This window comes from Psychromonas antarctica (assembly GCF_022267535.1).
Taxonomy (GTDB): Bacteria; Pseudomonadota; Gammaproteobacteria; order Enterobacterales; family Psychromonadaceae; genus Psychromonas; species Psychromonas antarctica.
The window spans coordinates 1-12,659 of sequence record NZ_JAHNZV010000085.1 but is presented as its reverse complement, the minus strand read 5'-3'; the positions used below and the strand labels follow the sequence as shown (position 1 = coordinate 12,659).

The 12,659-nt window shown below is 39.6% G+C and carries 9 protein-coding genes; 7 read left to right on the top strand and 2 right to left on the bottom strand.

What is annotated here, in order from left to right; translation table 11 throughout:
- Positions 1-579: 579 nt before the first annotated feature.
- A complete protein-coding gene (locus KSO91_RS13470; protein WP_238743520.1) occupies positions 580-1,497 on the bottom strand; it encodes a Ppx/GppA phosphatase family protein in 918 nt (305 codons plus the stop codon).
- A gap of 4 nt (positions 1,498-1,501) precedes the next feature.
- Positions 1,502-2,758: an ATP-dependent RNA helicase RhlB gene (gene rhlB, locus KSO91_RS13465; RefSeq protein ID WP_238743519.1), complete on the bottom strand. Its 1,257-nt coding sequence runs from the start codon at positions 2,756-2,758 to the stop codon at positions 1,502-1,504.
- A 124-nt stretch (positions 2,759-2,882) separates the two neighbouring features.
- Between rhlB and trxA the strand changes: the two genes are divergently transcribed.
- The 7 genes from trxA (at position 2,883) to polA (ending at position 12,566) form a co-directional block, all read left to right on the top strand.
- On the top strand, positions 2,883-3,212 hold the full coding sequence (gene trxA / locus KSO91_RS13460) for a thioredoxin TrxA (RefSeq protein WP_238743518.1): 330 nt from the start codon (positions 2,883-2,885) through the stop codon (positions 3,210-3,212).
- 150 nt (positions 3,213-3,362) lie between these two features.
- On the top strand, positions 3,363-4,631 hold the full coding sequence (gene rho, locus KSO91_RS13455; RefSeq protein ID WP_238743517.1) for a transcription termination factor Rho: 1,269 nt from the start codon (positions 3,363-3,365) through the stop codon (positions 4,629-4,631).
- Between the two features lie 80 nt (positions 4,632-4,711).
- A complete protein-coding gene (ubiD, locus tag KSO91_RS13450; protein ID WP_238743516.1) occupies positions 4,712-6,181 on the top strand; it encodes a 4-hydroxy-3-polyprenylbenzoate decarboxylase in 1,470 nt (489 codons plus the stop codon).
- A 62-nt stretch (positions 6,182-6,243) separates the two neighbouring features.
- On the top strand, positions 6,244-6,939 hold the full coding sequence (gene fre / locus KSO91_RS13445) for an NAD(P)H-flavin reductase (RefSeq protein WP_238743515.1): 696 nt from the start codon (positions 6,244-6,246) through the stop codon (positions 6,937-6,939).
- A gap of 94 nt (positions 6,940-7,033) precedes the next feature.
- Positions 7,034-8,242 carry an HDOD domain-containing protein gene (locus KSO91_RS13440; protein ID WP_238743514.1) on the top strand — a complete coding sequence of 403 codons (1,209 nt, stop codon included), beginning with the start codon at positions 7,034-7,036 and terminating at the stop codon, positions 8,240-8,242.
- Between the two features lie 103 nt (positions 8,243-8,345).
- Positions 8,346-9,458, top strand: coding sequence for a 1-acyl-sn-glycerol-3-phosphate acyltransferase (locus KSO91_RS13435; protein WP_238743513.1), 1,113 nt, complete (start codon positions 8,346-8,348; stop codon positions 9,456-9,458).
- Positions 9,459-9,764: 306 nt separating this feature from the next.
- A complete protein-coding gene (gene polA, locus KSO91_RS13430) occupies positions 9,765-12,566 on the top strand; it encodes a DNA polymerase I (RefSeq protein WP_238743512.1) in 2,802 nt (933 codons plus the stop codon).
- The last annotated feature ends 93 nt before the right edge of the window (positions 12,567-12,659 follow it).

The window sequence follows — 12,659 nt, the reverse complement described above, 5'->3', positions numbered from 1 at the left end:
AGAAGTGAAACGCAGCTGCGCCGATGGTAGTGTGGGGTCTCCCCATGTGAGAGTAGGTCATTGCTAGACACCTAATAAACGAATAATCCCTGTTGACTAAGTCAGCAGGGATTTTTTCGTTTAAGCGTTTAACGCGATGACTACTCGAACATGGGAAATAAAGAGCAGCCACGCAGTGGCATTCAGATCATGTGATAGTAGGGCGAGTTTGCCGCTAGGCAAGTGTCACGAGCGGGTGAGCTCTGCGAGCCCTGACCATCGCCGAGCGCCCCTCTTTATTATAAATAACACGATAAAACCCCATCCTTCGAAAAAGAGTGGGGGGGGGGCGTTATACGCTTTGTGTCGAAGACCACTCGAACATGAGGATAGGAAATGCATGGCTGCAGGGCGAGTATCGAGACAAGCTCTGAACGTTCTGACCATCGCCAAGCGCCCGATAACGAATCCCAGTGATACCAATTCGCTTATTTAACTGGTCTGTTTTTTTATCTGATGGTATTAAAGATGATTGCTTTTTTATTATCCAGAGTTAAGGTTAAATAGGTAAACTCGAAACATAAGCAGTTATACGTGTTTTTAGGAAGAGGGGGAAGTGTTTTCAAGTAAAGTACTAATTAACCCTTCCCGTAATGCACCTTTTGAAGGTGTTAAAGATTTGATATTTAGCGATTCGAATAGTGCTATCAATATTGCTAGGCCACTTGCGAAGACAGGGATTCTTGATTTTTTTAATCCATCAATTGATAATGCGTGAATATTTTCACATCCAATACACATCTTTTTCATTTTATTGAGGAGATCTAAGGTCAGCTCTTTGTTTATCTGTTGCTTATTGTTGATCTCCCGCACTGCTTGGATTGTTCCTGAAGCTCCCATGGTGATAGACCAGCCTTGTTCTATGTAATTTTTTACTTGTGGGGCGATTACTTTTTTGGCCATATAAACAGCATTGTTAAAATTATTGCTGTTAAGATTACCATCTGCAAAGTATTGATTAAGCCAGGTCACACAGCCCATATTTAAACTTTTTGCTAGTAATATATCATTGCCTTTACCGATAATTAACTCAGTACTCGCTCCTCCGATATCAATAATCAGCATTTTTTTCGTTATTTTCTCTGTATAAGTAACACCACGATATATAGTTGTTGCTTCTTCTATACCAGAAATTAGTTTGATCGGATGCTGTAGGATTGTTTCTGCTTTTTTAATGAATATCTGTCTGTTTTTTGCGATACGTAGCGCGGCTGTTGCTGTTACTAAAATTTTACAGGGCTTTATTTGATCTAATTCATCTCTGAACTGCTGTAAACAAGACCACCCACTTACCATGGTCTCCGTGCTTAAATTTTGTTTAGCGTCTAACCCGGTGGCAAGTCTTACTTTTTTTTTACTTTTAGAAAAAACGCTAAAACCATTATCTGTTTTTAGTACCGTTAGCATATGAAAGCTGTTGGAGCCAAGGTCAATAATGGTATAGCGATTCTCAGGCATAATATTAACGCTTGTGGCTGCGATGGAAATTATCCTTGCGATTCTTTGGGTGTGCTTTGTATTTAGTGACTTTCATCACAGGTAAAGAATCAAGTAACGCGTCTCTATCATAGTCACTAACTGGAATAGTGTGTTTAATGTACTCTTCAATAGCAGGTAGATTAAATACATATCGTTCACATGCTAAACTTATTGCTAAGCCTTTTTCACCGGCACGACCTGTTCGACCAATACGGTGAACATAATCTTCACAATCATCGGGTAGATCGAAGTTAAATACATGTGAGACTTTAGGAATATGTAAACCGCGTGCTGCTACATCTGTTGCAACCAAAATATCAATTTCCCCAGTTTTGAATTGCTCTAGTATTTTAAGGCGTTTATTTTGTGGAACATCACCGGTTAACAACCCAGCTCGCAGATCATCACCCGCAAGATATCCCCACACTTTTTCACAGGTATGCTTTGTATTAGCAAAAACCAGCGCTTTATCTGGCCATTCATCTTCTATTAAGGTTAATAAAAGAAGCATTTTATCTTCGTTTGAAGGATAAAATAATTCTTCAGAAATATTGGTTGAAGTGATGACTTCAGGTTCAATTTGAATATGCTCAGGATCATTCATATGTTCAAAAGCAAGTTCTTGTACTTTATGTGACAAGGTTGCAGAGAACAGCATGTTTAAACGAGAGTTCGCTTCTGGCATACGTCTGAAAAGATAACGGATATCTTTGATAAAACCGAGGTCAAACATACGATCGGCTTCATCAAGTACAACACTTTGTATTGAACCCAGATCAATGACACCCTGTTTAACAAAATCGATGATTCGACCTGTTGTACCAATTAAAATATCAGCACCTTTTTCTAGCTTGTTTTGTTGAATTTCAACTTTTTCGCCCCCATATGCTAACCCTAGGCGTAAATGGGATGAATTCGCGAGTGACATTGCATCTTTGTGAATTTGAATTGCAAGCTCACGTGTCGGTGCTAAAATAATAGCCCGAGGTTGATTCTTACGGCGATTTTCAGGTTGTTTATTGGTCAATAAATGATGAAATACTGCCGGTAAAAACGCGAGCGTTTTACCTGTGCCGGTTTGAGCTTGTCCTGCAATATCTTGCCCTTTTAGGGTGATTGGCAGTGACAACGCTTGAATCGGAGTGCAATATTCAAAACCTTCCAATGTTAACGCTGAAATTAGACTTTTCTCGAGAGGAAGGTCTGCAAATTTTATTTGAGTTAAGTGTGTTTTATTCATTTGCAAATCATATCAGTTTATACTTGCAATAAGTATTGAGATCGATTCAAATATCAAAAATTATTTTTTTATTATATTCATGTTACAGTATCTTTTTTACTGGCAATTCTTTCTGGAGAAAAAAATGAGCGATAATATCCTAACGTTGAGTGATGCAAGCTTTGATCAAGACGTCGTTAATGCTGATGGACCTGTACTTGTCGATTTTTGGGCTGAATGGTGTGGTCCTTGTAAAATGATAGCTCCTATTCTGAGCGAAGTTGCTACTGAATACGCAGGAAAGCTTACTATAGGTAAATTAAACATCGATCAAAATAGCGGTACTCCGCCTAAGTTTGGTATTCGTGGTATCCCAACTCTGTTATTATTTAAAGATGGTAAAGTGGCAGCTACTAAGGTCGGCGCGCTTTCTAAATCGCAACTTGTTGAATTTTTAGATGCTAATCTCAAGTAATTGAGAACAGATTGGACCTGTTAGAAGCAATAACAGGTCAAATCTGGACTAATCTATTTTTTAGTGCTATCGTTGTGTTTAAATTCTAAATAAACGAATTCTCAACTTCCTACTATTCACTTATTACAAATCTGACTACCTAAATAACTTATGAATCTAACCGAATTAAAAGACACACCAGTTTCTGAACTTGTTAAACTTGGCGAATCTATGGATCTAGAAAACCTAGCCCGTTTAAGAAAACAAGATATTATTTTTGCAATCCTGAAAGCACATTCTAAAAGCGGCGAAGATATTTTCGGTTTTGGCGTGTTGGAAATATTGCAAGATGGCTTTGGTTTTTTACGAAGTTCCGATAGTTCATACCTTGCTGGTCCAGATGATATTTATATATCCCCTAGTCAGATTCGTCGATTTAACCTTCGAACGGGTGATAGTGTTGAGGGCAAGATTCGGCCCCCTAAAGATGGTGAACGATATTTCGCATTATTAAAAATCAACCAAGTCAACTTTAACAAACCAGAAAACTCCCGTAATAAGATCCTTTTTGAAAACCTGACTCCCATCCATCCAGAAGAGCGCTTTCGTTTAGAAAATGGTAATGGTAGTACGGAAGATATTACTGCGCGTATTCTCGATTTAGTTTCTCCGATTGGTAAAGGGCAACGTGGTTTAATTGTAGCACCGCCGAAAGCGGGTAAAACAATGCTACTGCAAAACATTGCACAGAGCCTTAGTCTTAATTATCCTGACGCCGTATTGATTGTTCTGTTGATCGATGAACGCCCAGAAGAAGTAACAGAAATGCAGCGCTTGGTGCGCGGTGAAGTGGTCGCTTCAACCTTTGATGAACCCGCGAGCCGTCACGTACAAGTTGCTGAAATGGTGATTGAAAAAGCAAAACGCTTAGTTGAACATAAAAAAGATGTAGTCATTCTGCTTGACTCGATTACTCGTTTAGCACGCGCTTACAATACTGTTGTGCCAAGTTCAGGCAAAGTATTGACAGGTGGTGTCGATGCAAATGCATTACAACGGCCGAAGCGTTTTTTTGGTGCTGCGCGTAATGTTGAAGAGGGGGGGAGTTTGACTATTCTTGCAACGGCATTGATCGATACTGGCTCAAAAATGGACGAAGTTATCTACGAAGAGTTTAAAGGCACGGGTAACTCTGAGATCCATCTCAATCGCAAGCTTGCTGAGAAGCGTGTTTACCCTGCAATAGATATCACTCGTTCAGGTACGCGTCGTGAAGAGTTACTGACAAAATCTGATGAACTACAGCGTATGTGGATTTTGCGTAAGATTGTACATCCAATGGGTGAAGTAGGTGCAACTGAGTTTCTGATTGATAAATTGGGTTTAAGCAAAACAAATGATGATTTTTTCAGCGCCATGAAAAATACAAAAGCAAAATAAATGCTGTGCTGTATTTAATCAAATAGTATAACGCTACCCTAGGTAGCGTTTTTTTTCACTGTTTTTTAAGCGGGATACTTATGAAATATGATGACTTGCGTGACTTTATTGCCCAGCTTGAGGAAAAGGGGCTATTAAAGCGCATCCACCAAGAAATTGATCCTCATCTCGAAATGACTGAAATATCCGATCGCACGCTTCGTGCTGGCGGTCCGGCGCTTTTATTTGAAAACCCGAAAGGTTATGACACCCCAGTGTTGACCAATTTGTTTGGTACAACAGAGCGTGTCGCACTGGCAATGGGTAAAGACAATGTTGCTGCGTTAAAGGAAGTAGGACAATGGTTAGCTTATTTAAAAGAGCCTGAGCCACCTAAAAGTATTAAATCATTATGGGAGAAGTTACCCATATTTAAGCAAGTATTAAATATGCCTACTAAAAGTGTGCGCAATCCACCCTGCCAGCAAATTATTATGCAGGGGGATGACGTTGATTTAACCAAGCTGCCGGTGATGACTTGCTGGCCAGGTGATGTTGCTCCTTTAATTACTTGGGGCTTAACCATTACCCAAGGCCCTTATAAAAAACGCCAGAATTTAGGTATTTACCGCCAGCAATTACTCGGTAAAAACAAAATTATTATGCGTTGGTTATCTCATCGTGGGGGGGCGATTGATTATCGCGAGTGGCAAGAGGCTAACCCGGGTAAACCTTTTCCTGTTTCAGTTGCGTTAGGCGCTGATCCTGCGACTATTTTAGGCGCTGTTACGCCGATTCCGGATACTTTATCTGAATATGCTTTTGCAGGTTTATTACGCGGCTCGCGTACTAAAGTAGCAAAGAGCATAAGCAATGATCTCGATGTGCCTGCAACCGCTGAAATTATTCTCGAAGGTTATTTGCAACCTGGCGAAGAAGCGCCAGAGGGTCCTTATGGCGATCATACTGGCTATTATAATGAAGTCGATGATTTTCAGGTGATGACCGTGACTCATGTTACGCATCGTGAAAATCCCATTTATCACAGTACCTATACCGGACGTCCGCCTGATGAACCCGCGATACTGGGGGTGGCACTCAATGAGGTATTTGTACCTATTTTGCAAAAACAGTTTCCTGAAATTGTCGATTTTTATCTGCCGCCTGAAGGTTGCTCTTACCGAATGGCTGTTGTTTCCATTAAAAAACGCTATCCAGGGCATGCTAAACGCGTAATGCTTGGTATCTGGTCGTTTTTACGTCAATTTATGTATACTAAATTTATTATTGTGTGTGATGACGATGTCAATGTGCGTGATTGGAATGATGTGATCTGGGCAATCACTACCCGTATGGATCCCTCAAGGGACACAACGATGATCGAAAATACGCCGATCGATTATTTGGATTTTGCCTCACCAGTCTCTGGATTGGGGTCAAAAATGGGGCTGGATGCTACCAATAAGTGGACGGGTGAAACCGATAGAGAGTGGGGGAAGCCGATAGCGATGGATAAACAAGTGAAAGAAAAAATAGATGACCTTTGGCAAGCATTAAATATCCTGTCATAATTGTTGCCATTTTGTTAAATACTATCTTCTTCTGAGAGATACCACTTTAAAATGAGAAATTAATGCAAACAGTTACTTGTCATATCAGCTCTATTGAAAAATTAAATGACTTTTTATATCGTGTTTTTTTGACTCCGACTCAAGCTGTCACTTATAAAGCGGGTCAATATCTGTCGGTGGTTATGGGGGAAAAAGATAAACGCCATTTCTCAATTGCCAATGCGCCTTTAAGCGACATGATTGAGCTGCATATTGGTGCAACACCTGAAAATAGTTATGCGATGCAAGTTATTGAAAAAATGCAAAGTGAAGGTGAGATTGAGGTTGAAATAGGTAAGGGAGATGCTTATTTACGTGAACATTCTAACCGCCCAATTATTTTAGTGGCAGGGGGCACTGGTTTTTCCTATGTTAAGTCATTGCTTGAGAGAATTGTACAGTTGCAATTAGAAAATCCCGTTTACCTTTACTGGGGAGTAAAGGAATATGCGCATTTCTATTTCGAAAATGAAGCGGTGGCATGGGCTAAAAAACACCGTAATGTTCATTTCTATCCTGTGATTGAATTACCAGAAAGCCAGTGGCAAGGTGATCAAGGTTATGTTCATAAAGCCGTTCTAAATAAATTCGCAGATCTCAGTGCGTTTGATATTTATATTGTAGGGCGTTTCGAAATGGCAAAAATTGCGCGAGAAGACTTTGTAAAGCAAGGGGCGTTAGTTGAGCACATTTTCGGTGATGCATTTGCTTTTATCTAAATCAATTTAGTTTATTTTAGTTATGTTTGAGCATAGTGGGCATTATAAATCTGTTCAGCTACCCGCTTCACCTTTTGGAATTTAATCAATCTTTATGACAAGCAAAAATACCAATACATCTGAGCCGTCACTTGAAGACGCAATTAATCAACTGTTTCTCCGTTTCCTGGTGGGTAAAAAGAAAATAGATCAGGAGGGTGAATATAGCGATGGTTTATTGGAAGAAGAGTTGGATGATAGGCCGCTTGCTGTGTTGCCTCAGGATAGAAATGGCCGAACCCAGCGTATTTTATTGGATGTTGAAAAACAAAGAGTTAAACGCGTCGAGGCTGATAAGCGCCTTAAAAACAAACGTAACGCTTTGTTAATGCGTTATTTTCAACAATCGCTGCTAAAAGTGATTAATGAAAAACTAGAGAATAGTGACAATGTCATAAATGATCAATTACAGCTCAGAGAGAGCACTGTTGAGTTACTAAAGAAGTTACTTGCGGGTGAACCACGCTATTCGGTATTAGCCTCTTTACTCGAGTTGAATATAGGCACGCGTAATCGTCTCCTGTTTTTAGTAAACAGTGATAATTTCATGTCTGCACTTGGGCGAGATTCTCGCTATGTGCGTGATATTCAAAGTGCAATTGGTCTGATTGGTACCGATGTGTTGCGCTATGTGGTGCCTGCTCTTTTATTTAAATACCGTATTAATGCTTACAGTCACCATAATGCCTTGTTTGCGAAAAAGCTTTGGCGTTATGAGTTGACCTTAGGGCAAGCCTGCATCGCATTGATGCAAGAAGCCAATTATCGTCGCCCGTACGAAGGAATGTTGTTATCAGCGATGGTTAATTTCGCTTATGTGGCAGGTTATCAGCAGTACCTGACTTCATTTGAAGTGGTTCGCAGTGCTTGTTTGAATAAGGCGCGAGACAAAGGAGAAAAGGCACAGCATGACTTTTTTTATGAAATACAAAGTGACTCTGCATCGCTGCAAGCATTGCTAGTGTCACAGTCGAGCCTAAAGTTAAGCCTGAGTATAGCGACAAATATATTTAAGCAAGATTTTCCGCACCTTGTTAATGCATTAAAAGAGGAAGTTGAGCAGCTCCCTTTTGATGATCGTAGTACCGTTGGTAAAATTTTATTTTCCGCAGTACGTTTTGCAAAATATGATCAACTACGTGCATCACGTTTATTCAAGCCTCAGTGGTTGGAGGATTATTTACGGGGCTCTCAGATCGATGAGACAACCTATAAAAATCTTCTACGCCAAGAGTTATTTCGATTTAAACCCATTTGGCCATAAAATCAGTTTTTGCCTATCCCCAGTTGAAGTTATTTACTAATTAAACTCGCTGTACCTTTTAAAAGGGGGTAAAATACGCCTTCAATTTTACAGAGAGTGAAAAATGACTAACGCCTTAGATCAATTCAGTGATATTCGTCCGTATAATGATGATGAAATTCAACCTGCTATTCAGCGTGTTATCAATAATAACGAGTTTCTTGATGCGATTATCAGTTTTCGCTTTTCTAAAATAGCTAAATTTACGGGCTTTATCTTAAAACCATTATTACGCCGCTACTTTCTATATAAATGGGGGATGATTAATAGTATTGATGAGATGCAGCAAGTGGTGGGCGGTTATATGCAACATATGATTGATTCAACGACCACCCAATTTACTTATTCCGGGCTTGAAAATCTCTCTCCAACGAAAAACTATCTTTTTGTTTCTAACCATCGTGATATTGCAATGGATCCTGCTTTTGTGAATTGGGCTCTATTTTCTGAGAATTTCAAGACGGTGCGTATTGCTATTGGTGACAACTTGCTAAGTAAACCGTACGTTTCTGATTTAATGCGAATGAACAAAAGTTTTATCGTTAAGCGCTCAGTATCGGGTGTACGTGAGATGATGAAAGCACTAACTCACCTGTCTGATTATATTTTTAGCTCGTTGCAGGAAGATAGCAGTATCTGGATAGCACAAAGAGAAGGGCGTGCGAAAGATGGTTTTGACAAAACAGAGCCTGCTATCGTAAAAATGTTTTATGTGAACGGGAAAAAGAAAAAAATAGCTTTTTCTGATTATATTAATCAGCTAAATATTGTACCGGTTGCGGTTTCTTATGAATTTGATCCTTGTGCTCAACAAAAAGCGCAAGAACTCTATGATAAGGCCGAAAAAGGAGAATATAAAAAATCCCAGTTTGAGGATATTGAGAGTATTGTACGAGGTATTGTTGGCACCAAAGGGCATGTTCATGTCGCCTTCGGATCCCCTATTCAAGGCGAATTTGCCGATGCAGATGAAGTCGCTCAAGCAATAGATGGTCAGATTTATCAAAACTATTATCTCCACTCTTCTAATCTTCTGGCTGTGAAAGAGAATGCAAACAATATCAGCGAAAGTGATAAACAGGCTTTTAACAAACATCTACAGGCTATTAAGCCTGAATTGCAAGCAACGGTATTAAAAATGTACGCAAACCCCGTTAATAATCAGAACAAACAGTAAAATACTTAAAAATAAAATATATATACTTTTGTTATGCACATTGTAATTTTCTAATTATCTGTTTTTTTTGTCATATTGATAAATTATCTATTTGATAATAAAGGATAAATTATTATATTCTTGTTACAACGCTGTTTATATTAAAAACTACTAACAGAGTTACCCACAGCATAGCCACATATCGAAAGTGAATAACCACTTACCTTTATAGCCAGTAGTGGTTGTGCTTTTTTCCCAAATAGGTTCGGTTATTGGTGACTAAATCGGTATAATCATTTTTTATTCTCTCTTACTGGTAAAAAGCTAATGGCCACTATTCCTGAAAACCCCTTTGTTCTTGTTGATGGATCTTCTTATCTTTATCGTGCTTTTTATGCCCCCCCTCATCTTACTAATTCTGCAGGAGAGCCAACCGGTGCAGTATATGGTGTGGTGAATATGTTGCAAAGCTTATTAAAGCAATATAATCCCAGCCATATTGTTGTGGTCTTTGATGCTAAAGGAAAAACTTTCCGTGATGATCTGTATGCTGAGTACAAAGCCAATAGGCCGAGTATGCCGGATGATTTGCGTTGTCAGATAGAACCTTTGCATAATGTGATTAAAGCGATGGGGTTGCCCATTTTAATCGTCCCCGGTGTTGAAGCTGATGATGTGATAGGTACGCTCTCTCGTCAAGCCAGTGCTTTGGGTATTGCTACATTAATTAGCACGGGTGATAAGGATATGGCTCAGCTAGTAGATGAGAATACCTTATTGATTAATACAATGACCAATAGCGTATTAGATATTCAAGGAGTAAATGATAAGTTTGGTGTGCCACCGGAACTGATTATTGATTACCTAGCATTAATGGGGGATCAAGCAGATAACATTCCGGGTGTACCGGGTGTTGGTGAAAAAACAGCACTTGCTATGTTGCAAGGTCTGGGGTCAATGGACGATATTTATAAAAATCTTGATAAACTTGCGCCCTTGGGATTCCGTGGCAGTAAAACCATGGCCAAAAAAATGCAAGATAATGAAAAGATGGCGCGCCTTTCTTACCAGTTAGCAACGATTAAAACAGATCTCGAGTTGTCCTTAAATTATGCTGATTTTACTCATAAGGATGAGGACACCGATGCCCTCGTTCAGTTATTTGGTAAGCTTGAATTTAAACGCTGGTTATCGGCATTGCTTGATGGCGGGAAGATGATTAACAAACAATCATCTGGATCTATCTCTGGGGAAAGCAATAATGAAATTGTGGTTTCTTCTACAATCATTGATCGTTCTGCATATAAAACAATTTATACGCAAGGGCAGTTAACCCAGTGGATTAAAAAGTTAGAGAATGCACCACTCTTTGCGTTTGATACAGAAACAACCAGCTTAGATTATATGAAAGCTGAAATTGTCGGGGTATCTTTTGCGATTCAAAGCAATATTGGTAGTGAAGAGGCGCCTATCATCGAAGCCGCGTATCTTCCTCTTGCGCATGACTATATTGATGCGCCTAAACAACTCGCCTTAATCGATACCTTGGCGCAACTAAAACCACTGCTCGAATCCTGTGATCGTAAAAAAGTGGGGCAGAATTTAAAATATGATCGCAGTGTATTATTAAATCACGGGATCGAACTAAAAGGGATTGAGTTTGATACGATGCTTGAATCCTATGTGCTTGATAGTACGGGTAAGCATAATATGGATGCCTTGGCGTTAAAATATCTTGGGCATCAATGTATCTCATTTACAGACATTGCAGGTAAAGGTGTAAAACAACTCACTTTTAATCAAATCGCGATCAAAGAAGCTGCGCCTTATGCGGCTGAAGATGCAGATATTACTTTACGGCTACACCTTCACCTTTTTAAGCAGTTACAAGCGAGTCCTGAGTTGTTAACTGTTTTTACTGATATCGAGTTGCCGTTATTAACGGTGCTTTCAGATATTGAGCGTGGTGGTGTCGAAATTGATAGTGTCTTGCTTGCTCAGCAAAGCACAGAAATTGCTAAACGGTTGTTAGAGCTAGAAGAATCTGCCTATGCAGAGGCGGGGAGACCTTTTAATTTAAGTTCGCCAAAACAGCTGCAGACAATTTTATTTGAAGAGTTAAACTTACCTATTTTAAAGAAAACCCCCAAAGGGGCTCCTTCTACTGCGGAAGAAGTATTGCAGGAGTTAGCGTTAACTTACCCGCTGCCTAGACTTATTATTGAGCATCGAGGTTTAAGTAAGTTGAAATCCACCTACACAGATAAACTACCGAAAATGGTGAATGATAAAACTGGGCGTGTACACACTTCTTATCATCAGGCGGTCACTGTTACCGGCCGTTTATCATCAAGCGATCCAAATTTACAAAATATTCCTATTCGTAGTGCTGAAGGTCGTCGTATTCGCCAAGCCTTTATAGCACAACCAGGTTATAAAATAGTCGCTGCCGATTACAGTCAAATTGAGCTGCGAATCATGGCACACCTTTCTCAAGATAAAGGTCTCTTAAAGGCTTTTTCTACAGGTAAAGATATTCATAAGGCGACTGCATCTGAGGTGTTTTCTGTGCCACTTGATGAAGTCAGCACGGAACAACGCCGCAGTGCAAAAGCGATTAACTTTGGGCTTATTTATGGTATGAGTGCTTTTGGGCTTGCCAAGCAACTTAATGTTGGTCGCCAAGAAGCCCAGCAGTATATGGATAAATACTTTATGCGCTATCCGGGTGTTTTAACCTACATGGAGGATACACGTGCTATTGCACATCAACAGGGGTATGTTGAAACTATTCTGGGCCGGCGCTTACAGCTGCCTGAGATTAAGTCTCGTAATGGCATGCTTAAAAAAGCCGCTGAACGAGCTGCTATTAATGCGCCAATGCAGGGTACTGCTGCCGATATCATTAAAAAAGCGATGATAGATATGGCAAAGTGGGTACAAGAAAAAGAAGCGGGAAGTGTTCAGCTATTAATGCAAGTTCACGATGAATTAGTCTTTTGTATTAAAGAAGAGTTTGTTGAGTCTTATACAACCGAGATACAGGCTATTATGGCGAATGCGGCAGATTTAGATGTTCCTTTGATTGCTGATGCTGGAATGGGAGATAACTGGGATGAAGCGCATTAAATTAATTATAAATAATTTCGAACTTTTTTTAATTACTGATGACTAACTTTATGAACTAGTTAAATTTCATAGTTTTTCCTTAGTTTTTTATAG

Bases quoted from the DNA above. Each gene is read 5' to 3' on its own strand.
- ubiD (WP_238743516.1), top strand. From the start codon at position 4,712: ATGAAATATGATGACTTGCGTGACTTTATTGCCCAGCTTGAGGAAAAG.
- rho (WP_238743517.1), top strand. From the start codon at position 3,363: ATGAATCTAACCGAATTAAAAGACACACCAGTTTCTGAACTTGTTAAA.
- trxA (WP_238743518.1), top strand. From the start codon at position 2,883: ATGAGCGATAATATCCTAACGTTGAGTGATGCAAGCTTTGATCAAGAC.
- fre (WP_238743515.1), top strand. From the start codon at position 6,244: ATGCAAACAGTTACTTGTCATATCAGCTCTATTGAAAAATTAAATGAC.
- polA (WP_238743512.1), top strand. From the start codon at position 9,765: ATGGCCACTATTCCTGAAAACCCCTTTGTTCTTGTTGATGGATCTTCT.
- KSO91_RS13470 (WP_238743520.1), bottom strand. From the start codon at position 1,497: ATGCCTGAGAATCGCTATACCATTATTGACCTTGGCTCCAACAGCTTT.
- KSO91_RS13440 (WP_238743514.1), top strand. From the start codon at position 7,034: ATGACAAGCAAAAATACCAATACATCTGAGCCGTCACTTGAAGACGCA.
- rhlB (WP_238743519.1), bottom strand. From the start codon at position 2,758: ATGAATAAAACACACTTAACTCAAATAAAATTTGCAGACCTTCCTCTC.
- KSO91_RS13435 (WP_238743513.1), top strand. From the start codon at position 8,346: ATGACTAACGCCTTAGATCAATTCAGTGATATTCGTCCGTATAATGAT.